Consider the following 23,972-nt stretch of genomic DNA (forward strand, 5'->3'; position numbering starts at 1 on the left):
GGGTGCATCGACGCTCGTCAGTTCCGTCCCTGCCAATGTCAACTTTGTCGGTCCGAAGAGGCTGAAGACGAATATCGAAGTGCCCTCGATTGAAGCAGGAAAATCTGGGCTCTATTTCCTTCCGGATCGGGTATTGGTCCGGGATACAAAGCGATTCAGTCATATTCACTACGGCGACCCACTTGTTGTTCACGGACAGAAGCGCTTCGTTGAGAACTCTTCGCCGCCCAGAGACGCCCTCCAAGTCGACACGACTTGGAGGTACGTCAACCTCAACGGCACCCCTGATCGCCGGTTCAATAACAATAGGCAACTGCCTGTGATGCTCTACGGCCGACTGAAGTTGAGTACGGCGTCGGGCTCTCTTGGATCATTCAGGTGTCTCGGCACACTGTTGTAGAACCTGTCGCTGAGGCAGTGCGCTCTGCACCGATCATTCCAGCGGGAAACTGAAAATTGCGGCGCCGAAGCTGTTTTCGTAGAAGTAGTGCGCACATAGCGCGCACTACTTCTACAAATCGCCGGCGGTCAGGCGATCGTAGAGATCGCCGAGTTCGTCGATGGCCTCGGCGATGTCGGCCGGCGCGACACCCGTGGCGCGCAGCGCGGCACGGAGATCCGAACCGTCGAGCGCGGTGAGCGGATTCATCCGCGGAACCGTCGGAAGCGGCGGCAGCGTTGAGGTGGTGCCGTAGAAGTCGTCGGGCCGCAGCGGCCCCGACGACGCGTCGGCCTCGGTGACGAGCGATTGCGCGGGCCGCGAGTCGATCTCGGCGAGCAGGTCACGCAGATCGGTACCCATCACCGTCAGCAGCGTCAGCGGCGACCGGTCGATCTCGGCGGCGATCTCGTAGCTGGTGACAAGGGCATGGACGCACCGTGGGGCCTCGTCGGGGCAGGTGCAGTCGGTCGCGACGTCCGCGGAATCGGTGGGCACGAGCAGCTCACCGAGTATCGGCGGCTGCTCTCCGCGCGTGAGCCGCATGAGTTCCTCGACGCCGCCGCGGTCGCGGAGCAAGCCGGCCAGCGTCGGGGTGTGGACGGTGCGGGTGGTGATGATGACGTCGAACGGTTCGAGCTGGGTGCCCTCGACCGACGCCGTCACCTGACCCGCACCGATCCGGAGTCCGCGCACATGCCGGTCGCGGAAGTACCTGCGCGCCTTGGTGACATGCCGGCTGTCGGCGACCGCCTCGCCGTCGGCGCTGCGACCCTCGACCACGTCGACGAACGCCCGCGACCACGGCGTGAGGCCGTATCCGCGGACGGCGATGGTGCCGCGTTCGCCCTTGCGCTGGGTGCCCTTCTTGCGGACGGTCATTCGCTCACCGCATCCTCGCGGAGCCGGAACAGTTCGAAGAGTTCGTCGTCGGCGAGGTCGGAGACCCAGTTCTCGCCGGCGGCGACGGTGAGCCGCGACAGTTCGCGCTTCTTGGCGATCATGTCGTCGATCCGTTCCTCGATGGTGCCGACGCAGACGAACCGGTGCACGGACACCTTCTGGTTCTGGCCGATGCGGTAGGCACGGTCGGTGGCCTGGTCCTCGACGGCGGGATTCCACCACCGGTCCACGTGGATGACGTGGTTGGCCGCGGTGAGATTGAGGCCGGTACCGCCCGCCTTGAGGGTCGCCAGCATCACCGGGGGGCCGTCGTCGGACTGGAAGTCGGCGACCATGCGATCGCGTTCCGTGCGGCCGAGTCCGCCGTGGAGCAACGGGGTCTCGGTGCCGAACTGTTCGGCGAGCCAGCCCGACAGCATCTCGCCGAACGCCGCGAACTGGGTGAAGACGAGTGCGCGGTCACCCTCGTCGGCAACGGTGGAGACGATGTCGGCCAGCAATTCGACCTTGCCCGAACGATGTTCGCCGTCACGGATGAGATCGGTGCCATCGGCGAGGTAGTGCGCCGGGTGATTGCACACCTGCTTGAGCCGGGTGAGGGCGGCCAGCACGTTTCGACGGCGCAGGGTGCGTTGCTGCTTGTCGCGCAGCGCGGCCATGAGTTCGTCGATGACCGCACGGTAGAGGGCGGCCTGCTCGACGGTGAGGTTGGCGCGTACCGCGAAATCCGCCTTCTCCGGCAGATCGGCGGCGATGGCGGGGTCGGTCTTCTCGCGACGCAGGATGAACGGCCGGGTGATCGCCGACAGGCGCCGGAGGGCACCGGGGTCGCGTTCGCGTTCGATGGGTTCGGCATATCGGGCACGGAACACCGACGCCGACCCGAGCAGACCGGGGTTCACCAGGTCGATCACCGCGCGCAAGTCCTCGAGGCGGTTCTCCACCGGGGTGCCGGTCAGCGCGAGGCGTCGACCGGCGGGGATGTTCCGGATCGCCTTGGAGGCAATCGTGTTGACGTTCTTGAGGTGCTGGGCCTCGTCGACGACGACGCGGTGCCAGGGCTGCTCGGAGAGCAGTTCGAGATCGCGGCCGGCGATCGCAAAGGTCGTGATCACCACGTCGACGGAGTTCCGGATCGCCGTGAAGGCGGCTCCCGATGCCCGCGAGGGGCCGTGGTGGATCGCCACCCGCAGCGTTGGCGCAAAACGCGCGAACTCACGAGACCAGTTGCCGACCAACGACATCGGGCAGACCACCAGGGTGGGGCCGGGGGTGTCGGCGTCGTGGTCGACCACATTACGCTCGTGGCACTCGAGTGCGATCACCTGCAGCGTCTTGCCCAGACCCATGTCGTCGGCGAGAACGCCTCCGACGCCCAGGTTCGACAGATGTGCCAGCCAGTCCAGACCCCGCTGTTGATAGGGGCGCAGTACGGCCTCCAGATCAGCTGGGGGAGTGACGGGTTCGGGGCGGATGGCGCCGCCTTCGGCGACGTCGTCGAGCCACGAGAGTCCTTCGACCCGGGTGACGGGGACCGGGAGCTTGTCGGCCTCGCCGGTGACCAGACCGAACAGTTCGCCGAAGTCGGCGGGCGGTTGGGATGCGGCGAGCGCCCGCTGAGTTGCCACGAATGCGGCGGCGCGTGTCAGCGCCGATCCCTCGGCGCGAACCCACACGCCGCGTACCCGGACGAGATCGCCCTTCTGCCCGGACAGCTCGTCGAGGTCGGCGTCGGTCAGGGTGATGGCGTCGGGCGTATCACCCAGAGCGAGGCGCCATTCGAACTCACGGATCTCGCGGAGACCGACCATTGCCGCCGGTGCGCCGCCACCGGGTGGGGGCAGCGCGCGCAGGGTGAGGCTTGGTCGGACCTCGGCGATGGTGCGGGGGAGCAGCACCGGGATACCGGCGGCACCGAGGGCGGCGGCGCCGGTGGCGAAGAGCTCGGCGGCGACGTCGGTGGGGAGTAGGAAGTCGAGGGAACCGCGATCCGGGTCGGCCCGGTCGAGTTCGGGGAACTCGCGTACCGCGGTGGCCAGCGCGGTGGTCAGCTCGTCGAGTTCGTGAGCGTCGAGACGGTGGGGTGCCACCGGCTCGATCTGACCGTCGATGCTGCGTCGGCAGACCTCGAGTCGCCACCGGGAAGCATCGGCGACGTCGTCGCGCGTCGGCAGTTCGAAGGAGTCGTCGGCCCACGCGTCGTCCCAGTGGGAATCGGCCAGGTCGTCGTATTCGGGTTCGTGGAGACGGAAGATGAGGGACTGGTCGTCCCGCGGCACCCCGGCATTCCACCGGGACCAGCTCCCCACGGCGGCCGCGAGTCGCTCGGGGGCACAGGGCGGGCCGGCGTCGGTGCCGGGCAGCAGCGCGCGGACCACCAGCGATGCCGGACGCGGCTCGCCGAGCCGGGGGACGGAGCGGGCGATCGTGGTGCGGCATTCGTGGTCGACGAGCTCGGCGAGGAGATCGTCCAATGCGGCGTGGGAACCGTTGTGCAGCAGGGCATCTGGAGCGCTCCCCAGGACGACGGCATGCCAGCTGCGCCACGTCGGCGTCGGGATGACGACCCAGCGGAGCAACCATTCGCCCGCAACCTGCTCGGCCGACGGCGCCACTGAGCCGGCGGCGACGAAGGAACGCACGCCGTCGAGCAGATACCGGTACCACCGGACGTCACCGCTGACCGTCACCGACCGCGAGGCGTCGAGCAGGGACACCGCAGAGGTCAGGCCGAGCGTCGCAGCACGGACGAACTGCCGTCGGTTGCCCTCGCCGACGATCGGGATCTCGCTGCGGAACCGGCGGCCGGACAGGGCGTCACGGAGCGGCTCCGGCAGGTCGGCCGGCTCGCCGTCGACCCACACGGCCATACCCACACCGGGGCGCCACAGGGCGTGGAGCGGTGCGAGGGAACGAGGCGTCGGGGCGGAGTCCGGGGGAGTCGGCCCACTGAGCTGCGATTCTGATGGCATCGAGGATCGCCCGCCAGTCTAACGACGGCCCCCGACACGGCGGTTTCCCCGTCGTTCGCCGCGGGTAAGGGAGATGATCGATTCGCAGGTACAGCGGCATCACGAGTGCGAGGAGGCACCGATGGGACAGTCGAAGGACCAGCAGGCCGAACATGACGAGGGCACTGCCGAGGTTCGCAAGGACCCTCCCGGCCCCAAGGACCACGGACGTGAGGGCGGTATGGCGACCCGGGAGAACGCACCCGACGCGGTGAAGCGCTCGGACGACTCCGGGGACTGACGAGAAGCGACTGGCGAGAAGCGACTGACCGGGTACGCAGTAGTGGGCGTACCCGGTCAGTGCTGTCTGCGGATCAGAGAGGTCAGGAGACCTCGCGGAGGAGGCCGGTCGCGACGTCGAAGACGAAGCCGCGCAGCGAGCTGGTCTTGGTGATGTACGGGCTGTTCTTGATGCGGTTGAGCGACTGGCGCAAGTCCTCGTCGATGTCGCTGAACGCCTCGGCGGCCCACTCAGGCTTCTGGCCGATCTCGGCCTGGATGTCGCGCTTGAAGTCGTCGTCGGTGAAGGTGAGCATGCCGCAGTCGGTGTGGTGGATCAGGACGATCTCGGTGGTTCCGAGAAGGCGCTGGCTGATCGCGAGAGAGCGGATCTCGTCGGCGGTGACGACGCCGCCGGCGTTGCGGATCACGTGGGCCTCGCCCTCGTTGATGCCGAGCGCGCGGTAGACGTCGAGGCGGGCGTCCATGCACGCGACGATGGCGATGTGCTTGCTCGGCGGCAGCGGGAGGGGGCCGTTGAAGGATTTGGCGTATTCGGCGTTGTTGGCCAGGTACTGATCGGTGACAGTCATGCGCAAACAGTGATACGTCAGAACGTCCGGGGCGAGGGTTTGACCTGGCCTGATCCAAACGGTGGACGCGGGGGTGACTCAGGAGTTCCCGTCGAGCGAACCCTTGACGTCGTTGAGGACCAGCCAGGCGGCGGCGAGGCCGGAGGAGTCGTACCAGACCGCGTCGTCGACGGCGAGGACGCGCTTCCACATCGAGGCACCCAGTCCCAGCCACTCGTCGCTGAGCAGAACCTCTTCGCCGTGCTGCTGACCCTTCTCGCCTTCGAAGCTCACATAGATGAGGTCGCCTTCGGCCTCGCGGAAGTTCTCCGACGTGACGGGGAAGGAGTCGGGGACCCGTTGCGGAGCGGGGCGCTGCACGCCGATCTCGCCGAGGATCTGGCCGGCGAAGGTGTCCATGCCGGCGATGGTCTCCGAGTCCTCGCCGAACCGGACCAGCGACACCTGGGTGTGCGAGGCATCCATGCGCCTGCCGGTCTTGGCGGCCTCGGTGGTGAACTCGGCCAGACGCTGCCGGCCGGCCTCGCTGCGGTCGACCGCCTCGGCCACCGCCTGGAACTGTTCCTGCCAGTCGCCGACCGGGATGGTCACCGAGCGGACACCGCGGAAGGTCTTCGACGACGCGGCCGTCTCGGGCGTGGTGAGGACGAGGTCGGCGTCGGCCTCGGAGACCGCGGCGGCGTCGGGGGTGGTCCCGATCGCCGGTACGGACGTCAATTGCGGCCCGAGGTATGCGGGCACCGAACCGGGAGCCGCGGTCACCGCCGCCACCTTGTCGCCCATTCCCAGGGCACACAGTGCGTCGAGCAACGTCGGGTCGGTCACGACGATCCTCGTGGCATCGGTGGTGCCGGATTCCGCGGCCGTGGGCGCGAGACACGTCCTGGAGAAGTCGCGCTCGGGGGAGACGATGTTGACCTCCGCGACACGCGTGACGGTGGTCGAGATGGGGGAGCCGTCGGGAGTGGTCAGCTGCTCGTCACTCGAGCACGCCGCTACGGCGACGACGACCACGCCGAGGACCGCTGCTGCCCAGACGGGCCGGCGACCCCGGACACGACGAACACGTACATCCGTGACCCCGTTACCCCTGCTCTGCACCCGCCCAACCTAGCACCGGCGCCGAGGCGTCGAGCGTAGGCTTCTACAGGGCCGCGAGACCGTCGGTCGCAGACGCTGCCGAGGGTGTCCCGAACACCCGGCGCGTCGACGAGGAAAAGGGTTTGAGCACCACCGATGTGGTGTGCCGGGCGTCGAATACGACAGATCGTAGGACCCGCTCGGCCCGGGCGTCGGTAAGGGTTTAGGATCAGTACCCAGCGCTCGGTTTGTGTTCATGTGCCGACCGACGTTCGAAGGGGTTCGACGTCGAGCTCGCGCAAGAGGAGGATCTGTGACCGCGGTAGACCAACCCACCACGCAAGTGGCTCCAGTGCGACCATTCCCGGAGCGCTATCAGCCCAAGGGTTCGTTCATCTACAAGCTGTTGACGACGACCGATCACAAGCTGATCGGCATGATGTACATCACTGCATGTTTCGCGTTCTTCCTCATCGGTGGCCTCATGGCGCTGCTGATGCGTGGTGAGCTCGCGCAGCCGGGCATGCAGTTCCTGTCGACAGAGCAGTTCAACCAGCTCTTCACGATGCACGGCACCGTGATGCTGCTGATGTACGCGACCCCGATCGTCATCGGCTTCGCCAACTTCGTGTTGCCGCTGCAGATCGGTTCGCCCGACGTCGCCTTCCCGCGACTGAACGCACTCGGCTTCTGGCTGTTCGTCTTCGGTTCGACCATCGCCATCGCCGGCTTCATCACCCCGGGCGGTGCTGCCGACTTCGGTTGGACGGCCTACACGCCGCTGACCGACGCCGTGCACAGCCCCGGCATCGGTGCCGACCTGTGGATCATGGGTCTGGCTGTGTCCGGTCTGGGCACGATCCTCGGTGGCGTCAACATGGTCACCACCGTGATCTGCCTCCGTGCACCCGGTATGACCATGTTCCGCATGCCGATCTTCACCTGGAACATCCTGGTGACCAGCGTGCTCATCCTGCTGATCTTCCCGCTGCTGACCGCCGCCCTGATGGGCCTCGAGGTCGACCGCCAGTTCGGCGCCCACATCTACGACCCGGCCAACGGCGGCGTCATCCTGTGGCAGCACCTGTTCTGGTTCTTCGGACACCCCGAGGTGTACGTCATCGCGCTGCCGTTCTTCGGCATCGTCTCGGAGGTCTTCCCGGTCTTCTCGCGTAAGCCGATCTTCGGTTACTCGGGCCTGATCTACGCGACCCTCGCGATCGCCGCCCTGTCTGCTGCCGTGTGGGCGCACCACATGTACGTCACCGGCGCCGTGCTGCTGCCGTTCTTCTCCTTCATGACGTTCCTCATCGCGGTTCCGACCGGCGTGAAGTTCTTCAACTGGATCGGAACGATGTGGCGAGGTCACATCACGTTCGAGACGCCGATGCTGTTCTCGGTCGGCTTCATCGTGACCTTCCTCTTCGGTGGTCTGACCGGTGTTCTGCTCGCGAGCCCGCCGCTGGACTTCCACCTGTCCGACAGCTACTTCGTGGTCGCGCACTTCCACTACGTGCTCTTCGGAACCATCGTGTTCGCCACCTACGCCGGCATCTACTTCTGGTTCCCGAAGATGACCGGACGCATGCTCGACGAGCGCCTCGGCAAGATCCACTTCTGGCTGACGTTCATCGGCTTCCACATGACGTTCCTGGTGCAGCACTGGCTGGGCAACGAGGGCATGCCGCGTCGTTACGCCGACTACCTGCCGTCGGATGGCTTCACCACGCTGAACACCATCTCGACCGTCGGTGCGTTCATCCTCGGCCTGTCGACCCTGCCGTTCCTGTGGAACGTCTTCCGCAGCTATCGCTACGGCGAGGTCGTGACCGTCGACGATCCGTGGGGCTTCGGCAATTCGCTGGAGTGGGCGACCTCGTCGCCGCCGCCGCGCCACAACTTCACCGAGCTGCCCCGCATCCGTTCGGAGCGTCCGGCCTTCGAGCTGCACTACCCGCACATGATTGAGCGGATGCGTGCCGAAGCTCATGTCGGCCCGGGCCACGACGCGGGCAAGGATCGCCAGATGGAGGAGGCTCGCCGCGAGCCGTTCACCGTCGGATCGCATGAGGGGTCGCCGGATCCCGATCCGCGCTGACCGGTGAGCAACGACTCAACAGGCACTACCGGTACGACCGTTCTCTTCACCGTCACCGGTCCCGACCGGCCAGGCGTCACCTCTGTTCTCATGGGTGCCCTGGCCGGTCAGGCCGTTGCCCTGCTCGATGTCGAGCAGGTGGTCATCCGCGGGCAGCTGACGCTCGGCGTGCTCGTCTCCGCGAGCGGTGATCCCGAGACACTGCAGGAGATCGTCGAGCAGGCGATGGCCTCCATCGGCTTCGACGTGCGGGTGGAGATCGGCGTCGATCCCGGGAGCCGCACCACCTCGTCCCATGCCGTCGTGATCCTCGGCAGCCCGGTCACGGCCACCGCGTTCAGTGCGGTCGCCGCGAAGCTGGCCGGCCAGGGCGGCAACATCGACTCGATCCGCGGTATCGCCGACTATCCGCTCACCGGCCTCGAACTGATGGTCAGCGTGGCCGGACGCGGCGGGGTGGCCGCCGACGCGGCCCTGCGCAAGGGGCTCGCCGAGGTCGCCGCGAAGCACTCGGTCGACATCGCCGTCGAACGCGGTGGTCTGGCCCGACGCGCCAAGCGCCTCATCGTCTTCGATGTCGACTCCACCCTGATCCAGGGCGAGGTCATCGAGATGCTCGCCGCGAAGGCCGGCCGCGAGGCCGAGGTCGCGGCGGTCACCGAAGCCGCCATGCGCGGTGAACTCGACTTCGAGCAGTCACTACACCAGCGCGTCGCGGCCCTCGCCGGGCTCGACGCCGGAGTCATCGACGACGTCGCGAAGTCCTTGCAGCTCACGCCTGGTGCGCGCACCACCATCCGCACGCTGCATCGGCTCGGTTTCCACTGCGGCCTGGTGTCGGGCGGGTTCCGGCAGGTCATCGACGGGCTGGCCCACGAACTCGAACTCGACTTCGTGCGTGCGAACACCCTCGAGATCGTCGACGGCAAGCTCACCGGACGTGTGATCGGCGAGATCGTCGACCGGACCGGCAAGGCGCATGCGCTCCGTTCCTTCGCCGATCAGGTCGGTGTGCCGATGGAGCAGACGATCGCCGTCGGCGACGGTGCCAACGACATCGACATGCTCAGCGTCGCCGGACTCGGCATCGCCTTCAACGCGAAGCCCGCGTTGCGGGAGGTCGCCGACGCGACGCTGAACCATCCGTTCCTCGACGCCGTGCTGTTCATCCTCGGCGTCTCACGCGACGAGATCGAGGCCGCGGACGCCGCCGACGGCGTGTACCGGCGGGTCCCGCTCGGCTGACGTGTCGGACATGACGGACAGCGCCGACGTCACGGGTACGCCGGTGCCGCCCGACGCCGTGACGGGCTCGCCAATCACCCCGGATGCTCCGACGCGGCCACCCGTCACCCCCGATGCAGTGGTGGCGAACCATCGACGCCTCGTCGGATACGTCGGTGGCGGGGAGGATCCCGAGGACCCGGCCGACGTCCTGGCGATGGCGATGGTGCTGCACATCGAGAAGTCCGATCCGCCGAACCGCACCGATCTGTTGACCGCGGCCGCGCGGGCCGTCGCGCTGCTGTGTCTCGACGACCGCGCAGCCGGCGACGGGCCGTGGGCGTCGGCGATGGACGACTGGTGCAACGCGCGGATTCGTAAGATCGCCCGCCGTGCGCGTGGCGCGCAATGGGCTGCCGCGCAAGAGGTGTGGGGCGTGACTGCGACCGAAGGCGACGCCGAGGCGCGAGCCTACGTACCCGGCCGCGTCGGCGATCTCGACCGTCGGGTCAAGAAGCTGCAGATCGGCGGCACCGAGGTCGACGGCGAACTGGCCACCGAGAAGCCAGATCACGGCGTGGTGTTGTGGACCAATCCCGGGCTCGACATGACCGTCGGCAAACTCGCCGCACAGGTCGGGCACGCCTCGATGCTCGCCGCGAAGTTGCTCGACGCCGACGAGGCGATCCGGTGGCGGCTCGATGAGTGTCCGATGGCGGTGCGTGAGGCCACCCCGGAACGATGGCGGGATCTGCTCGACGCCGATGCCGCCGGAACCGCGGTCGCGGTCCGCGACGCCGGCTTCACCGAGATCGCGCCCGGTTCGGTCACCGTCATCGCCGAGGTCGTCGGGAACTGATCACGAGACAGGGGAGTAGATGAGCGCCAGCGAGCTACCGGACTGGGCGAAAAGCCTTGATCTGCAACCGCACCCGGAGGGTGGCTGGTTCCGCGAGACCTGGCGCAGCGAGGTGGGTCTGCCGAACGCGGTGCTCCCGGCGGGCTACACCGGTGACCGAGCCGCCGGAACCGCCATCTACTTCGTCCTGATGCCCGGCCAACAGTCGGCCTGGCACACCGTACGCAGCTCGGAGATCTGGCTGCACCACCGCGGGGCGCCGGTCCAGCTCGATCTCGGCGGCGACGGCGAGGCCCCCGGCGACCCGACCCCGATCATCGTCGGGCCCGACATCGAGGCCGAACAGCAGCCGCAGGCGCTGGTGCCGCCCGGCGTGTGGCAGCGTGCCCGGCCCATCGGCGACGAGGCGGCTCTGGTCAGCTGCGTCGTCGTGCCCGGCTTCGACTTCGCGGACTTCCGGCTCGAGGACTGAGGCCGGCGGCCGGGATCAATTCCCTACGGCGACCGGCGAATTCGCCGGGGCGAGATGTCCGAGCGTGCTCATCCAGACACCGCGGCTCGGCGCGAGCGACGCGACGATGAGCTCGTCGGCGTCGGCATGCCCGGCGAACCAGCTCAGGTACTGGCGCACCTCGTCGGGTGTCCCGATGCCGGCGTAGGTGAGCATCTCGTCGATCTGGCGCCCCTGGGGCATCGACAGCACGGCATCGGCTTCCTCGTCGGTGAAGGTCCGGCCGCGTCCGTACAGCAGCGAGACGCGGTTACGCCGGGCGATCTGCAGCTGCTGCTGCGCGACGTCCGGGTCGTCGTCGGCGATCACGCCGACACCGGCGATCACATACGGCTCGGCGAGGACCTCCGACGGCCGGAATTCGCGGCGGTACAACTCGACTGCCTGCGTCAGGGCCTGCGGTGCGAAGTGGGACGCGAAGGCGTAGGGGAGTCCGAGGGCGGCAGCGAGCTGTGCGCCGAACAGCGACGAACCGAGGATGTAGAGAGGCACGTGGGTCCCGGCACCCGGGGTCGCACGAACCCCTTCGATGCGTGATTCGTCGCCGAGGAACGCCTGCAGCTCGAGAACGTCGTGCGGGAAACGCTCGGCCGAGGCGTGCGTGCGACGCAGCGCGTGGAAGGTCTGTTGGTCGCTGCCCGGCGCGCGGCCGAGTCCGAGGTCGATGCGGCCGGGATGCAGCTCGGCGAGGGTGCCGAACTGCTCGGCGATGGTGAGCGGGGCATGGTTGGGCAGCATGACGCCGCCGGCCCCCAGACGGATGGTCGAGGTGTGGGCGGCGATGTGCGCGATGAGCACAGCAGGCGCCGACGACGCGATCGCCGACATGTTGTGGTGTTCGGCGTACCAGATCCGCTTGTATCCCCACTTCTCGGCGTTCTGCGCGAGATCGACACTGGCGGCGAGACTTTCCGCGACGGTCTCGTCGCGGCCGACGGTGGCGAGATCCAGGATGGACAGAGGAAGGTTTTGAGCGGTCACGTAGTCCATCAACCCGGCGAACGGGTCAGAGTATTCCCGCTCGGTCGCTTCGACGCAGCTCACACCGGCCGTCCCCGACACGGCTCATCCGAACCGGTCGAACGCCTGGGCGTGAGGCAGGATAGGGGTCGTGACCGAATCCGATCCCGACCTCTTGATCGACTTCCGCGACGTCGCGATCGTCCGCGGCGGCAAAACGCTCGTCGGCCCGGTGTCCTGGCAGGTCGAACTCGACGAACGCTGGGTCATCATCGGCCCGAACGGCGCCGGTAAGACGACCCTGCTGCGGCTGGCCGGCGCGGAGGTCCACCCGACCTCGGGCACCGCCTTCGTGCTGAACGAGAAGCTCGGCCGGATCGAGATCCGCGAACTCGCGACGCGGATCGGTGTGGCCAGTCCCGCCCTCGTCGACCGGGTGCCCGACCACGAGGTCGTCAGCGACGTCGTCATCTCTGCCGGTTACGCGGTCCTGGGCCGCTGGCGCGAGGCCTACGACGACATGGACCGCGACCAGGCCGTCGAATCCCTGGAGTCGATGGGCGCCGAGCATCTCGCCGAACGCACCTTCGGAACCCTGTCGGAGGGGGAGCGCAAGCGCGTGATCATCGCCCGCGCCCTCATGACCGACCCCGAACTCCTGCTGCTCGACGAGCCGGCCGCCGGCCTCGACCTGGGCGGCCGTGAAGAACTCGTCGACCGTCTCGCCACCCTCGCCGCCGACCCCGACGCCCCCGCCATCGTGCTGATCACCCATCATGTGGAGGAGATCCCGGAGGGGTTCACGCACGCGCTGATCCTGTCCGAGGGCGGCGTCGTGGCCCAGGGCCTCCTCGAGGAGGTCATGACCAGCGAGAACCTGACGGCCGCCTTCCGGCAGCAGATCATCCTCGACAAGGTCGACGGTCGGTACTTCGCTCGACGCCGTCGCCGCGCGGGCGGTCACCGTCGAGCAGGAGGCAACTGATGACATCCACCGATCAGGGACCCGAGGTCGTGTCCGCACCGATCCGCGACGCCGCGACGGTCGTCCTGGTCCGTGACTCCGCCGACGGCATCGAGGTGTTCCTGCAGCGTCGGGTGAAGCAGATGGCCTTCGCCGGCGGTATGACCGTCTTCCCGGGTGGCGGTGTCGACAAGCGCGATGCCGGCGCCCACGTGGCCTGGACCGGTCCCGACGCGGCGTGGTGGGCATCGCAGTTCAACACCGACGCCGAGCTCGCCCAGGCGCTCGTGTGCGCGGCCGTCCGCGAGACCTTCGAAGAGTGCGGCGTCCTGCTCGCGACCACCGCCGACGGGTCCTTCGCAGACCCGGGTGCGCTCGCCGACGACCGGCAGCGGCTTGTCGAGAAGTCGCTGTCGTTCGCGGAGTTCCTGACCGCGCGCGGCCTCACCCTGCGCGCCGATCTGCTGAGTCCGCTCGCACACTGGATCACCCCGGTCAACGAGAAGCGCCGCTACGACACCCGCTTCTTCCTCGCCGCCATGCCCGAGGGCCAGAAGGCCGACGCCGAGACCACCGAGGCCGAGGTGGCGCGCTGGGTGAACGCGCGCCTCGCGATCGACACCTGGGCCGACGGCAAGCACTTCCTGATGCCGCCGACCTGGGCGCAGCTGCACTATGTCAGTGGTTTCGCGAGCGTCGAGGAATTGCTCGCCGCCGAACGGTCCATCGAGTGCATCCTGCCGAACACCACCCCGGGCGCCGGGCTCGCGGGTCTGGGCTTCCCGGGTTCCGACGAGTACTTCCGCACGCTCGGCGATCAAACGCCGCCGGAGATCACGCTCTAGGTCCTCAGGCATCGTCGAGGTCGACGGTCTCGTCCTCGCCGATCTCCTCGCGATCGGCCCACTCGAGCAGGGTGTCGAGGCGGTAGGCGACGTCGTCGATCTCGGCATGTAGGTCTCCGAGCTCGGCGAACCGCGCGGGCACGGTGGCGATGGTGAAGTCGTCGGGTTCGATGTCGTCGATCTCGTCCCAGCGCACCGGCGTGGACACCGTCGCCCGCTGGTTCCCACGAACCGAGTAGGCCGACGCCATGGTGTGGTCGCGGGTGTTCTGGTTGTAATCGACGAAGACAGCGGCGGGGTCGCGGTCCTTGCGCCACCACGTCGTCGTCACGTCCTTGGGCGCCCGACGTTCGACCTCGCGGGCGAAGGCGAGCGCGGCGCGTCGGACCTGCGGGAAACCCCACTCGGGTTCGATCCGGACGTAGATGTGCAGCCCGCGCCCACCCGAGGTCTTCGGGAAACCGCGCATGCCCAGCTCGTCGAGGACCTCCTCGACGACGTGGGACACCCGCTGGATGCGCGAGAAGGTGCAGTCCGGCATCGGGTCGAGGTCGATGCGCCACTCGTCGGGGGACTCGGGGTCGGCGCGACGCGAGTTCCAGGGGTGGAACTCGACCGTCGACATCTGCACCGCCCAGATCACCGACGCCAGCTCGGTCACGCAGAGCTCGTCGGCGGTCCGACCGTACCGGGGGAAGTAGATCTCGGTGGTCTCCAGCCAGTCCGGTGCGCCCGCCGGGACCCGCTTCTGGTGCACTTTGTTGCCGCTCACGCCCCTGGGGAAACGGTGCAGCATGCAGGGACGCTCGCGCAGGGCCCGCACGATGCCGTCGCCGACCGACATGTAGTACTCGGCGAGGTCGCGCTTGGTCTCGCCGCGTTCGGTGAAGTACACGCGGTCCGGACTCGACAGCCGGACGGTGCGATCACCCACCGTCAGCTCGATCGGCTCACCTGCGGAACCCGCGCCTTTGGCCATGTCGCCCACTGTAGGGCGGTTCGGTGTGACGCGTGGGATCTCCGGGGCCGGTGACACCGGCCTGCGACACCGGGCCGACTTACCAGACGGTAGCCTTCGAGAATGCCTGAGTTCGTGACCCTCGAAACGTCCGACGATCATCCCGGCGTGGGCACCATCCTGCTGGCCCGCCCGCCGATGAACGCGTTGAGCCGCCAGGTGCAGGCCGAGCTGGCCGCGGCCGCCGAGGAGGCGACGCTTCGCGACGACATCAAGGCCGTCGTCGTCTACGGCGGACCCAAGGTCCTCGCCGCCGGCGCCGACATCAAGGAGATGAACGACCTCAGCTACGCCGAGATGAGCAAGGTCGCCGGCCGCCTGCAGCGCGACCTCGGGGCCATCTCCGAGATCCCGAAGCCCACGGTCGCGGCCATCACCGGCTACGCGCTGGGCGGTGGCCTCGAAGTCGCGCTGGGAGCCGACCGCCGGATCGCCGGTGACAATGCCAAGCTCGGCGTCCCCGAAGTCCTGCTCGGACTCATCCCCGGTGGCGGCGGCACACAGCGTCTGGCGCGACTCATCGGACCGGCCAAGGCCAAGGACCTCATCTTCACCGGTCGCTTCGTCGGCGCCGAGGAGGCACTCGCGATCGGCCTGGTCGACGAGGTCGTCGCCCCCGACGAGGTCTACAACGCCGCCCTCGCCTGGGCGGGGCAGTTCACCGGTGCCGCGTCGGTGGCGATCGCCGCCGCCAAGAAGGCCGTCGACCAGGGCCTCGGCGTCGACCTCGACACCGGACTCAAGATGGAAGAGCAGCTCTTCGCCGCGCTGTTCGCCACCGAGGACCGTGCCATCGGCATGAGGTCGTTCGTGGAGAACGGCCCCGGCAAGGCGAAGTTCACCGGGCGCTGAGCGAAGCGAACCCTTGAAGATGCTGAGCGACGCGAGCCCCAGAAGACGCTGAGTACCGCAGCCCCACACAGACATCAGTAGTGACCGACCCACGCGACAAGGAAGCGATCATGACCACCGACGCCACCCCGGGTATCGATCCGGCGCCGAATCCGCATGCCACCGAGGAGCAGGTTCAGGCCGCTCTGAAGGACACCAAGCTCGCCCAGGTGCTTTACCACGACTGGGAGGCCGAGACCTACGACGAGAAGTGGTCGATCAGCTTCGACGAGCGCTGCATCGATTACGCGCGTGGACGTTTCGACGCCATCGAGACCGACGAGCCGCTGCCCTATGGGCGTGCGATGGAACTCGGTTGCGGCACCGGCTTCTTCCTGCTGAACCTCATGCAGTCCGGTGTGGCCGAGAAGGGTTCGGTCACCGACCTGTCGCCGGGCATGGTGAAGGTCGCGCTGCGCAACGCCGAGAACCTGGGCCTCGACGTCGACGGCCGGGTCGCCGACGCGGAGAAGATCCCGTACGACGACAACACTTTCGACCTCGTGGTCGGACATGCTGTGCTGCATCACATCCCGGATGTCGAGCAGGCTCTCCGCGAGGTGCTGCGGGTGCTGAAGCCGGGCGGCCGGTTCCTGTTCGCCGGCGAGCCGTCGACCATCGGTGATTTCTACGCGCGTTGGATGAGCCGCGCGACGTGGGCGGTCACCACCAACGTCACCAAGTTCGGACCGCTGCAGAGCTGGCGTCGCCCGCAGGAGGAACTCGACGAGTCCTCGCGTGCCGCAGCTCTCGAGGCTGTCGTCGACATCCACACCTTCGATCCCGACGAGCTGGCCGGCATCGCCCGTTCCGCCGGTGCTGCCAAGGTCTCCACCGCCACCGAGGAACTGGCTGCTGCCATGCTCGGCTGGCCGGTCCGCACCTTCGAGGCCGCGGTTCCGCCGGAGAAGCTCGGCTGGGGCTGGGCACGGTTCGCGTTCGGCGGCTGGAAGCGTCTGACCTGGCTGGACGAGAACGTCCTGCGCAAGGTCGTCCCGCAGAAGTTCTTCTACAACGTCGTGGTCACCGGCACCAAGCCGGAGTAAATCCAGCGTTTTGTAGAAAGCGCAGGGTGATGGCGCGCATTCCCTCTACCGATCGGGTCGTCGCTTCCGCGGCGGCCCGATCGTCGTTTTCGGGACCGGGGCCGCATCCTGCGTGCAACCATGGGCTATGGCCACCCTGCTGTCGTCCGATGAGTTCGAGATCCGGCTGCTCTTCAGTGACCCGGTACCGGAGGTGAGGCAGTTCCTCCGGGAGGTCATCGAGAAGCGCGAACCCATTGCTCTCGACGTCGAGGGCACGGTGCATCTGCTGAACGTCGCCAACGCCAGACACGTGGTGCTGGCCGAGCAGGACCCGGACGACGAGTCGCTGGCCACCGACGATCGGACCACCGTCGTCACCTCGATCGTGGAGTTGCGCCAGTAGGGCCGATCAGGAGAATCCGGCGAGCCACGCGTCGACGTCGGCCTGGGATCGCAACCGCACGCCCGGAAGTCCCGGCTCCGACCGCTGGAGCTGCGGTACCACCGCGGCAACCGCGTGCCGTTGGCTCACCGACCACCGGATGATGTGCTCGGGGTTGGTGAAGATGGTCCGTAGGGGCGCCTCGAGGTTGCCGTTCCACAAGACCTCGCGCCGCAGTCGCCGCCGCACGGTACGCCTCACGACGCGAGGGAAAGTGGTCGTCCAGTAGGGCAGGTCGAGCCAGACCAGCAGTTCGGCGCGCGCGGCTATCAACGGTCGCGCGTCGCGGTACTGCCACTCGGTCACCCAGGCGTCGCCTGCCAGGAACTCCCGTACATCGTCGAGGAACTCGGGTCGGCGTACCCAGCCCGGTCCGTGGTGGAGGGCGTCGATCTCCACATGCGGAACGTCGAGGAGTCCGGCGATCCGGCGCGCCGTGGTCGTCTTGCCGACGCCGGACACCCCCGCGACGGCGATGCGCCGGGGATGTCGCGGACGGTCGTCGTGGACGTTCACATCCGCCATCGTCGCAGACGTGGCGGGCGATCCGGGGAAGGGCAGGTGACGACGGTAGCCTGCAAGGATCATGAGCTATTCCTTCGGTCTCGACGACGTCGCGTTCCTGCGGTCGCGCCACGGTGAGAAGGCGCTGGAGACGGTGTCGGGTCTGGCGCTCACCCCCGCGTCGATGCTGTCCGACATCACCGAGGTGCGCAGTCGGTATACCCCGCACGACGCCGCGCTGATCGAGACCGTCCGGAACCGTCGGCGAGCCGCGTCGAAGCTGCGAGACCCGGCCGGGTTGTTGCTCACCGACGACGGGCTGCAGCAGGCGACAGCGTCGGTCGTGGCCGCTCATCGCGCCGCCGAGATCTCCACTCGTTACCCGGCGTCGGTGGTTCACGACATGACCTGTTCGATCGGTGCAGAACTCCGGGAACTGGTGCAGGTCAACGGGATCGCCGGAGTGATCGGCAGCGACCTCGACCGCGTCCGGCTCGCGATGGCGCGCCACAACGTTCCCGATGCGACGCTTCTGGTCGCCGATGCGTTGACCCCGACCTCGACTGCGGATGTTCTTCTCGCCGACCCTGCTCGACGCTCCGACGCCGGCCGGATCTTTCGCCTCGACCAGCTGACCCCACCGCTGCTCGAACTGCTCGCCACGTACGCGGGCCGCACGCTGATCGTGAAATGTGCTCCCGGACTGGATCATCAGATGCTGCGCAACCGGTTCGGCTTCGACGGCGAGGTGCAGGTGACCTCGCTCGACGGGGGCGTTCGCGAAGCATGTCTGTGGTCGGGGCCGGGGGTCGAGACCCGGCGCCGGGCAACGGTTCTGCGCACCCGGCCCGACGGTACGGTGACGGAGTTCGAGATCACCGATCACGAGGACGACGACGTACCGGCCGGCGAGGCGGGGGAGTGGATCGTCGATCCGGACGGTGCGATCGTGCGGGCCGGACTCGTCAAGCACTACGCCCACCGCTTCGGTCTGTGGCAACTCGACCCGCAGATCGCTTATCTGACCGGCGATTCGGTGCCCGCCGGAGCACGCGGGTTCCGGGTGATCGAGCAGGTCGGGGTGACGGAGAAGGTTCTCCGCAAGGCGCTGGCCGCCCATGGTTGCGGCCCGCTGGAGATCCTCGTCCGCGGCCTCGACGTCGACCCCGACCAGCTCCGCAAGAAGCTGAAACCCAAGGGTGACCGCCCACTGTCGGTGGTGCTCACCCGGATCGGACGCAAGGGGACCGCATTCATCTGCGAGCCGGGCGTGAGGTTCTGACGGCTGCTTGTAAACCGGAGCTTGACACCTCGGCGCTTGTAAATCTAATCTTTACAAGTGTCCGAGGTGGAAGAAACAGCACGGGAGATCGAGCGGTACGCACGCAGTGTGGCAACCGGACCCGGTTCCGAACCGGGGGACCCGGGTGCTCGCGAAGCGGCACTGACCCGAGTCCATGACGCACTCCAACTGGGCCGTCGCGCAGAGGAATTGCTCAGCGCCACGGCGCGCGCCGCACGAGAGTTCGGATGTACCTGGCAGGAGATCGGCGACGTCGTCGGTGTCACCCGTCAGGCGGCGTTCCAACGCTTCGGCAAACCCATCGACCCCAGAACAGGAGCACCCATGCAGAAAGTCACGATCGCCCACGCCGACGTCATGGCCCTCGACATCATCGAGAAGATCACCAAGACCGAGTGGGCCAGTGTCACAGCACGTTTCGACGAGACGATGACGGCTGCCCTGTCGGACACTGCACTCGCCGACGCCTGGGCGTCGGTGGTGGCTCTCCAGGGTGAACTCGAGAGCACCGGATCGCCTTTCGTGCGTGGTCACGGCCTGCACACGGTGGTCGACGTCCCGCTGGAGCAGGAGGCCGGGGAGATGGTCTTCCGCGTCGCGTTCGACGCCGACGGCCGGATCGCGGGACTGTTCTTCCTCAATCCCGACGCGGCGAGCAAGGAACTCTGAGCGACCACCTAGAAACAGAAATGCGGGCTGAGTGCTGGTTTCGGGCACTCAGCCCGCATTCTTTGTTCGGACGCTCTATCCGAGGTTGGCCTTGCTGTCGAAGAAGTACACCTCGCCAAGGTTGGTCGCGGTCGCGATCTGCCCTGAGAAGGAGACCGAGACACCGGTCGCGAACCCTGACGAATTCGGCAGCGGCAGGGTACGTTTCGTCGCCCCGTCGTCGGTCGAGACCTCCACCAGTGACAGGGTGTCCTTGCCGGGGTCACGGACGACGGTCCAGGCGGTCTTCTGCTGGGTCAGCGCGGAGAGACTGACCGTGGCGAGATCGGCGCGCTGCCACACCTTCTCGGCGCGGTCACCCGCATCGCGGTACAGGGTCAGCGGTGCGCCGAGCGAGCCGGTGGGGATGATCAGGCCGTCAGGTGACACGGTCATCGTCGCGAAGCCGTGGCCGCCGATGTCCTGGGTCCACTTGGTCGACCCGTTCTCGGTGTTCAGCGCGACGATCTTGCCGTCCCGCGAGAAGGCGTAGAGCGTGGCGCCGTCGGCGGACAGGGTCGGCGTACCGATGACGCCGCTCGGGATGTCGGCCTGCCAGGCGGTCCGCACCTCGCGCTTGCCGGCGACCTTGTTGTACTTCATCGCCCGGATCTGCGACGACACCGCGCCCTGGGGGAAGAAGTTGAGGTAGAAGCGTTCTCGGCCGGTGTCGACTGCAGCGGGTGCCGGGATCGCGCATTGCGGTCCGTTGCGCACGCAGTCGCCGAAGCCGAGGAGCGGCTGTTCGGGGTCGGCGTCGTCGCGCAGTTTCACCTCGGGGGCGGTCAGTTCGTTGCGCTGGGTGTCGATGAGCAGGATCTGGCCCTGCGTCGTCGTCACGAGCACCTCGTTCGGGGCGGCGAACTTCGCCGACAGCGGGACCCCGATGACGCCGGCACGCCAGCGGATCGCACCACCGGCGTTGAACGCGAGGAAGGTGGTCTCCTCGCCGAGGTACGGCTGGTCGTATTGGTCGACGAGCATCGCGTTGACCTCGACGCCGGCGCGCATGTCCTTGCAGAAGTTCTTGCGGCCCGACCGGCCGTCGAGTACCAGGACGTTGCACCCCTGGGCGGCGTTCGATGTGACGCCCACATTGCCCTTGCCCGAGATCGTGACGGGTGCGGTGACCGGTCCGCCGGTGGGGCGCGTCCAGCTGAGGGTGAGGTCGTCGGGGACGTCGGCGTAGGCGAAGTTCGCGTTGCCGGGGACGCCGCCGTAGCTGGGCCAGCCGACGCTCGGGATCGAGCGGACGTCGATGTGCCCGTCGGAGCAGCCGGCGAGCACCAGCGAGCTCACGGCCGTGACGGCGACGAACAGGCGGGTCAGCGCAGATCGGCGGTGTCGGGACACCTGCGGTCGGGCCAATGCCATCGGCGCTCCTCATCGTCGGTTCCACCGGCACGAGACGTGCCAGCAGTGAGCCTATCGTGTGCGAAAAACCGGTCGTTTAGGGTTTGTCCCATGACCACCATGTGGAACGCCTCCTACCGGTCCCGACGCCGCGCCGGCCGTCGCCGCGATCCCGAGCAGGCACGATTCCTCACTCTCGATTCGCTGCGCTGGGTGAAACGCAATCGCGCGTACACCCCGTGGTACCTGGTCCGTTACTACCGTCTCGCGAAGTTCCGCCTGGCCAACCCGCATGTCGTGCTGCGCGGCATGGTGTTCCTCGGCCGCAACGTGGAGATCCACTGCACGCCCGAGCTTGCCCGGATGGAGATCGGCCGCTGGGTGCACATCGGCGACGGCAACTCGATCCGCTGCCACGAGGGCAGCCTGAAGATCGGCGACAAGACCGTCTTCGGCTGCAACAACGTCGTGAACGCCTACCTCGACCTCGAGATCGGCGGGTCCACGCTCATCGCCGACTGGTGCTACATCTGCGACTTCGACCACAAGATGGACGACATCACGCTCCCCATCAAGGACCAGGGCATCGTGAAGGGCCCGGTCCGCATCGGACCCGACACCTGGGTGGCGGCCAAGGTGTCGGTATTGCGCAACACCATCGTCGGCCGCGGCTGTGTCCTCGGTTCGCATGCAGTGGTCAAGGGCGTGATCCCCGACTACTCGATCGCGGTCGGAGCCCCCGCCCGCGTGGTCAAGAACCGCATGGACGACTGGGCGAAGAACGCTGAACAGCGCGCCGAACTCGAACGCGCCCTCGCCGACATCGAACGCAAGAAGGCGGCCGCCGAGAAAGCTGCCGCGGAGCGGGCGAAGTAGCGACCGACCGTCCGGACCTCGTTTCGACCGTGCAGCCGGTAGGGATCAGCAATAGGTACCGCCTGGCGATACCTATTGCTGATCAGGATTCGGCGGGTTCATCCGCAGACGGCACCGATGTGGCGGCCGGGGTGGGTGTCGAGTCCGACGGCGCGTCGCGGTCCTCCGTCGGAGCCTTCGTCCCGGCGGCTGCAGGTTCGACGACGGTCTCGGTCCACCGGTTCCCGTCCCGCTCGACAGTTGTCATCGTGCCGTCGGGGTCGGTGATCTCCAGGGTCGATGTCTCGGGAAGCCAGCGGATCTCGCTGTTGGACGAGAACCGGCCCTCGTACTCACGCTCGCCGGTTTCCGCGCTACGGATCGTCACCTTCCCGCCTGACTCGTAGTAGGCGTAATCGCCGGCATCGGACAGGGTTCCGCCGTCCGGAAGTTGGGCGGTCTCCGATGTCTTGGTCTCGACGGTTTCGACGGGCTCGGCTTCGCTGTTTTCCGAAGCTCCGGGATCGGCGGAATCCGGGGAACCGGGGGCCGACTCCGGTGCCGCACGAAATGCTGCCGCGCCTGCTGGGCCGTTGACGGTTCCCTGGGTCACGCATTTGATGCCGGCTGGGAGCTCGAGGGTCGTCGTGCTTCGTATGGTCTGGCTGAGGTAGGAGACAGACCGGAACTCACCGACCGTATTGGTCAGGCGCACAGAGAAAGTTCCGCCACCGAGAAGCAGGGCAATCAGGGTCTGGAGAAGGCCGCCCTGAACGCGAAACGTCGCAGGGTTCGCGAGAGTCGAGGCGTCGAGGACTTCGACCTCGCCTCCGGGAAAGGCGAGCTCGTACTGGTACTGAGAGTTCCCTGCCGGGTTGGGCCAGCTCAGCTCGACGGACGAGAACAGTCCGATGATTCCCAGAAGGGAAACGGTGATGTTGTTGCACGTGAACGACGTGGGGTTCGCCGGCCTTCCCGCGGTGACCGCACCGGTCGCAGTCGCTTGCCCAGTGAGCGCATGAGCATCCCCAGTGCCGTGAACCGTCGACGCGCCCAGCGCGACGACCAGGGTTGCAGCAGTTCCTGCCAGAAGTCGCCGCCCTGCTGGCGAATTCCGCCATCCCGGTTTTGGTGCGAAGGCGACGGCGAGGAGCAGCAGAATTGCGAGAGCTTGTAGGGCGAGCGTGTACGGGTTCTTCAGCCAGGCGGCGATGTAACCGAGAAGCGGGACCGTCCCGAAAACGCGGTCGACCTCGGTGACGACATACGTATGCGAATCGGCGACGTCGTTCGCATCACCGCGCAGCGTGAGCGACACGGAATTACCGGTACGCCCGTCGACTGACGCGACTCGGTGCGTGACCCGCACGCCATCGTCGCGAATAACGCTGACGACGTCACCCTGCTGGATCGAGGCGGCCGTCACCGAATGACTCAGTCCAAGCGAGCCGGTTGGGATCGTGGGCGCCATGGACCCGGTCTCGAAGATCATCGGACGGACCCCGAAGACCAGCGCGAGGACCGTTGCGATCAGACAGATACTGCCGGCAACAGCACCGACTGTCAGCAGCCGATCGGCTCGGTGGCGAGGAATGGGTACCGCGAACTCGACGGTCGGGGAGTCCTCGATGTCGACGTCGATGTACTGCATCACGGCACCGCCGCGTCGAACGTGAAGGTGACTGTTCCGGTGGTCCCGGCCAGGGTTCCGGCAGCGTTCGTGGGCAAGGTCAGCTGCATACACAACGCCTCGGCGCCGGTCGCCGCGGCCAGGGACGGGCGGGTGGCAAACGTCGTGGCGGTGGCAGTGATCGGCACACCGGTGACCAGCTGCGTACCGCCCGTACAAACGGAACCGCTGACCGTGCCGCCGGTCACGACGCGCAGTTGCATGGCGCGCCCGAGGGTGGTGGCGCTCGACACCTTGGCGCTATAGGTGAATGCCACGGTGCCAGTGTTCTGAACGGTCACCACGTTGGCGGTCGTGTCACCCGGCACGAGCGAGCCGGGAAACGCGAACGTGTGCGCGACAGAGCCGTTCGCCTTGATCTCGAGGTTCGCGGTGGTGAAGGTGCCTGATGTGGTTGCGGCAGTCGTAGACCACAGGGCAGTGGTGCCGATAGCGCTGGTGGTCAGCAGGATCCCGCACGTCAGCATCGCACGC

The 23,972-nt window shown here is 67.4% G+C and carries 23 protein-coding genes; 13 read left to right on the forward strand and 10 right to left on the reverse strand.

Going from position 1 to position 23,972, the window contains the following annotated elements:
* Positions 1–511: 511 nt before the first annotated feature.
* A complete protein-coding gene (locus GONAM_RS04790; RefSeq protein WP_006865652.1) occupies positions 512–1,321 on the reverse strand; it encodes an SWIM zinc finger family protein in 810 nt (269 codons plus the stop codon).
* Positions 1,318–4,314 carry a DEAD/DEAH box helicase gene (locus GONAM_RS04795; protein ID WP_006865653.1) on the reverse strand — a complete coding sequence of 999 codons (2,997 nt, stop codon included), beginning with the start codon at positions 4,312–4,314 and terminating at the stop codon, positions 1,318–1,320. The genes GONAM_RS04790 and GONAM_RS04795 overlap by 4 nt, the downstream gene beginning before the upstream one ends.
* Before the next feature lie 121 nt (positions 4,315–4,435).
* Between GONAM_RS04795 and GONAM_RS22745 the strand changes: the two genes are divergently transcribed.
* Complete coding sequence (locus GONAM_RS22745; RefSeq protein WP_006865654.1) at positions 4,436–4,594, forward strand: hypothetical protein; 159 nt, start codon at positions 4,436–4,438, stop codon at positions 4,592–4,594.
* Between the two features lie 82 nt (positions 4,595–4,676).
* Here GONAM_RS22745 and GONAM_RS04805 read toward each other — a convergent pair whose 3' ends face one another.
* Positions 4,677–5,165, reverse strand: a complete 489-nt coding sequence (locus GONAM_RS04805; RefSeq protein ID WP_040535426.1) for a beta-class carbonic anhydrase — start codon at positions 5,163–5,165, stop codon at positions 4,677–4,679.
* Between the two features lie 78 nt (positions 5,166–5,243).
* A complete protein-coding gene (locus GONAM_RS04810) occupies positions 5,244–6,179 on the reverse strand; it encodes an ABC transporter substrate-binding protein (protein WP_006865656.1) in 936 nt (311 codons plus the stop codon).
* Between the two features lie 379 nt (positions 6,180–6,558).
* On the opposite strand from GONAM_RS04810, the gene ctaD reads away from it, so the two are divergent.
* From ctaD to GONAM_RS04830, 4 genes are read left to right on the forward strand one after another with little or no spacing between them, the layout of a single operon-like run.
* The gene (ctaD, locus tag GONAM_RS04815; RefSeq protein WP_006865657.1) at positions 6,559–8,343 is read left to right on the forward strand and encodes an aa3-type cytochrome oxidase subunit I; all 1,785 of its coding nucleotides are present in this window, start codon (positions 6,559–6,561) and stop codon (positions 8,341–8,343) included.
* A gap of 3 nt (positions 8,344–8,346) precedes the next feature.
* Entirely contained in the window at positions 8,347–9,588 is a 1,242-nt protein-coding gene (gene serB, locus GONAM_RS04820; protein ID WP_051992482.1) for a phosphoserine phosphatase SerB, read from the forward strand.
* A gap of 10 nt (positions 9,589–9,598) precedes the next feature.
* Positions 9,599–10,426 carry an aminoacyl-tRNA hydrolase gene (locus GONAM_RS04825; protein WP_006865659.1) on the forward strand — a complete coding sequence of 276 codons (828 nt, stop codon included), beginning with the start codon at positions 9,599–9,601 and terminating at the stop codon, positions 10,424–10,426.
* Between the two features lie 19 nt (positions 10,427–10,445).
* Positions 10,446–10,898: a cupin domain-containing protein gene (locus tag GONAM_RS04830; RefSeq protein ID WP_006865660.1), complete on the forward strand. Its 453-nt coding sequence runs from the start codon at positions 10,446–10,448 to the stop codon at positions 10,896–10,898.
* A 15-nt stretch (positions 10,899–10,913) separates the two neighbouring features.
* On the opposite strand, the gene GONAM_RS04835 is transcribed toward GONAM_RS04830, so the two are convergent.
* Entirely contained in the window at positions 10,914–11,927 is a 1,014-nt protein-coding gene (locus GONAM_RS04835; RefSeq protein WP_040535475.1) for an LLM class flavin-dependent oxidoreductase, read from the reverse strand.
* Positions 11,928–12,048: 121 nt separating this feature from the next.
* Here GONAM_RS04835 and GONAM_RS04840 point away from each other — a divergent pair, with 121 nt between their 5' ends.
* Both GONAM_RS04840 and GONAM_RS04845 read left to right on the forward strand, forming a co-directional pair.
* On the forward strand, positions 12,049–12,882 hold the full coding sequence (locus GONAM_RS04840; RefSeq protein ID WP_006865662.1) for an ABC transporter ATP-binding protein: 834 nt from the start codon (positions 12,049–12,051) through the stop codon (positions 12,880–12,882).
* Positions 12,882–13,706, forward strand: coding sequence for an NUDIX hydrolase (locus GONAM_RS04845; RefSeq protein WP_006865663.1), 825 nt, complete (start codon positions 12,882–12,884; stop codon positions 13,704–13,706). The genes GONAM_RS04840 and GONAM_RS04845 overlap by 1 nt, the downstream gene beginning before the upstream one ends.
* Positions 13,707–13,710: 4 nt before the next feature.
* Here the strand turns inward: GONAM_RS04845 and ligD are convergent, their stop codons facing one another.
* Positions 13,711–14,685, reverse strand: a complete 975-nt coding sequence (ligD, locus tag GONAM_RS04850) for a non-homologous end-joining DNA ligase (RefSeq protein WP_006865664.1) — start codon at positions 14,683–14,685, stop codon at positions 13,711–13,713.
* Positions 14,686–14,787: 102 nt separating this feature from the next.
* Between ligD and GONAM_RS04855 the strand changes: the two genes are divergently transcribed.
* The 3 genes from GONAM_RS04855 to GONAM_RS04865 all read left to right on the forward strand — a co-directional run bounded on the left by GONAM_RS04855 (position 14,788) and on the right by GONAM_RS04865 (position 17,046).
* Positions 14,788–15,576: an enoyl-CoA hydratase-related protein gene (locus tag GONAM_RS04855; RefSeq protein WP_006865665.1), complete on the forward strand. Its 789-nt coding sequence runs from the start codon at positions 14,788–14,790 to the stop codon at positions 15,574–15,576.
* Between the two features lie 110 nt (positions 15,577–15,686).
* Complete coding sequence (locus tag GONAM_RS04860) at positions 15,687–16,661, forward strand: class I SAM-dependent methyltransferase (RefSeq protein ID WP_006865666.1); 975 nt, start codon at positions 15,687–15,689, stop codon at positions 16,659–16,661.
* 127 nt (positions 16,662–16,788) lie between these two features.
* Positions 16,789–17,046 carry a hypothetical protein gene (locus tag GONAM_RS04865; RefSeq protein ID WP_006865667.1) on the forward strand — a complete coding sequence of 86 codons (258 nt, stop codon included), beginning with the start codon at positions 16,789–16,791 and terminating at the stop codon, positions 17,044–17,046.
* Between the two features lie 6 nt (positions 17,047–17,052).
* On the opposite strand, the gene GONAM_RS04870 is transcribed toward GONAM_RS04865, so the two are convergent.
* Positions 17,053–17,673 carry a P-loop NTPase family protein gene (locus GONAM_RS04870; RefSeq protein ID WP_006865668.1) on the reverse strand — a complete coding sequence of 207 codons (621 nt, stop codon included), beginning with the start codon at positions 17,671–17,673 and terminating at the stop codon, positions 17,053–17,055.
* Between GONAM_RS04870 and GONAM_RS04875 the strand changes: the two genes are divergently transcribed.
* On the forward strand, positions 17,672–18,871 hold the full coding sequence (locus GONAM_RS04875; RefSeq protein ID WP_006865669.1) for a class I SAM-dependent methyltransferase: 1,200 nt from the start codon (positions 17,672–17,674) through the stop codon (positions 18,869–18,871). The two genes, GONAM_RS04870 and GONAM_RS04875, sit on opposite strands and share 2 nt — an antisense overlap.
* 57 nt (positions 18,872–18,928) lie before the next feature.
* Positions 18,929–19,561: a DUF3887 domain-containing protein gene (locus GONAM_RS04880; protein WP_006865670.1), complete on the forward strand. Its 633-nt coding sequence runs from the start codon at positions 18,929–18,931 to the stop codon at positions 19,559–19,561.
* A gap of 75 nt (positions 19,562–19,636) precedes the next feature.
* Here the strand turns inward: GONAM_RS04880 and GONAM_RS04885 are convergent, their stop codons facing one another.
* Positions 19,637–20,974 (reverse strand): outer membrane protein assembly factor BamB family protein, encoded by a 1,338-nt coding sequence (locus tag GONAM_RS04885; protein WP_006865671.1) that lies wholly within the window; start codon positions 20,972–20,974, stop codon positions 19,637–19,639.
* A gap of 90 nt (positions 20,975–21,064) precedes the next feature.
* Here GONAM_RS04885 and GONAM_RS04890 point away from each other — a divergent pair, with 90 nt between their 5' ends.
* Positions 21,065–21,829 (forward strand): acyltransferase, encoded by a 765-nt coding sequence (locus GONAM_RS04890; RefSeq protein WP_006865672.1) that lies wholly within the window; start codon positions 21,065–21,067, stop codon positions 21,827–21,829.
* Between the two features lie 82 nt (positions 21,830–21,911).
* Here the strand turns inward: GONAM_RS04890 and GONAM_RS04895 are convergent, their stop codons facing one another.
* Positions 21,912–23,459 carry a signal peptidase I gene (locus GONAM_RS04895; RefSeq protein WP_006865673.1) on the reverse strand — a complete coding sequence of 516 codons (1,548 nt, stop codon included), beginning with the start codon at positions 23,457–23,459 and terminating at the stop codon, positions 21,912–21,914.
* The gene (locus GONAM_RS04900) at positions 23,459–23,965 is read right to left on the reverse strand and encodes a hypothetical protein (RefSeq protein ID WP_245548575.1); all 507 of its coding nucleotides are present in this window, start codon (positions 23,963–23,965) and stop codon (positions 23,459–23,461) included. The genes GONAM_RS04895 and GONAM_RS04900 overlap by 1 nt, the downstream gene beginning before the upstream one ends.
* Between the last annotated feature and the right edge of the window lie 7 nt (positions 23,966–23,972).

This window comes from Gordonia namibiensis NBRC 108229 (genome assembly GCF_000298235.1).
GTDB lineage: Bacteria > Actinomycetota > Actinomycetes > Mycobacteriales > Mycobacteriaceae > Gordonia > Gordonia namibiensis.

What these genes read in the sequence shown, in the direction of transcription:
- GONAM_RS04790 (WP_006865652.1), bottom strand. Translation starts at nt 1,321, where the DNA reads ATGACCGTCCGCAAGAAGGGCACCCAGCGCAAGGGCGAACGCGGCACC.
- GONAM_RS04795 (WP_006865653.1), bottom strand. Translation starts at nt 4,314, where the DNA reads ATGCCATCAGAATCGCAGCTCAGTGGGCCGACTCCCCCGGACTCCGCC.
- GONAM_RS22745 (WP_006865654.1), top strand. Translation starts at nt 4,436, where the DNA reads ATGGGACAGTCGAAGGACCAGCAGGCCGAACATGACGAGGGCACTGCC.
- GONAM_RS04805 (WP_040535426.1), bottom strand. Translation starts at nt 5,165, where the DNA reads ATGACTGTCACCGATCAGTACCTGGCCAACAACGCCGAATACGCCAAA.
- GONAM_RS04825 (WP_006865659.1), top strand. Translation starts at nt 9,599, where the DNA reads ATGACGGACAGCGCCGACGTCACGGGTACGCCGGTGCCGCCCGACGCC.
- GONAM_RS04830 (WP_006865660.1), top strand. Translation starts at nt 10,446, where the DNA reads ATGAGCGCCAGCGAGCTACCGGACTGGGCGAAAAGCCTTGATCTGCAA.
- GONAM_RS04835 (WP_040535475.1), bottom strand. Translation starts at nt 11,927, where the DNA reads ATGGACTACGTGACCGCTCAAAACCTTCCTCTGTCCATCCTGGATCTC.
- GONAM_RS04845 (WP_006865663.1), top strand. Translation starts at nt 12,882, where the DNA reads ATGACATCCACCGATCAGGGACCCGAGGTCGTGTCCGCACCGATCCGC.
- ligD (WP_006865664.1), bottom strand. Translation starts at nt 14,685, where the DNA reads ATGGCCAAAGGCGCGGGTTCCGCAGGTGAGCCGATCGAGCTGACGGTG.
- GONAM_RS04855 (WP_006865665.1), top strand. Translation starts at nt 14,788, where the DNA reads ATGCCTGAGTTCGTGACCCTCGAAACGTCCGACGATCATCCCGGCGTG.
- GONAM_RS04860 (WP_006865666.1), top strand. Translation starts at nt 15,687, where the DNA reads ATGACCACCGACGCCACCCCGGGTATCGATCCGGCGCCGAATCCGCAT.
- GONAM_RS04865 (WP_006865667.1), top strand. Translation starts at nt 16,789, where the DNA reads ATGGCCACCCTGCTGTCGTCCGATGAGTTCGAGATCCGGCTGCTCTTC.
- GONAM_RS04875 (WP_006865669.1), top strand. Translation starts at nt 17,672, where the DNA reads ATGAGCTATTCCTTCGGTCTCGACGACGTCGCGTTCCTGCGGTCGCGC.
- GONAM_RS04870 (WP_006865668.1), bottom strand. Translation starts at nt 17,673, where the DNA reads ATGATCCTTGCAGGCTACCGTCGTCACCTGCCCTTCCCCGGATCGCCC.
- GONAM_RS04885 (WP_006865671.1), bottom strand. Translation starts at nt 20,974, where the DNA reads ATGGCATTGGCCCGACCGCAGGTGTCCCGACACCGCCGATCTGCGCTG.
- GONAM_RS04890 (WP_006865672.1), top strand. Translation starts at nt 21,065, where the DNA reads ATGACCACCATGTGGAACGCCTCCTACCGGTCCCGACGCCGCGCCGGC.
- GONAM_RS04895 (WP_006865673.1), bottom strand. Translation starts at nt 23,459, where the DNA reads ATGCAGTACATCGACGTCGACATCGAGGACTCCCCGACCGTCGAGTTC.
- GONAM_RS04900 (WP_245548575.1), bottom strand. Translation starts at nt 23,965, where the DNA reads ATGCTGACGTGCGGGATCCTGCTGACCACCAGCGCTATCGGCACCACT.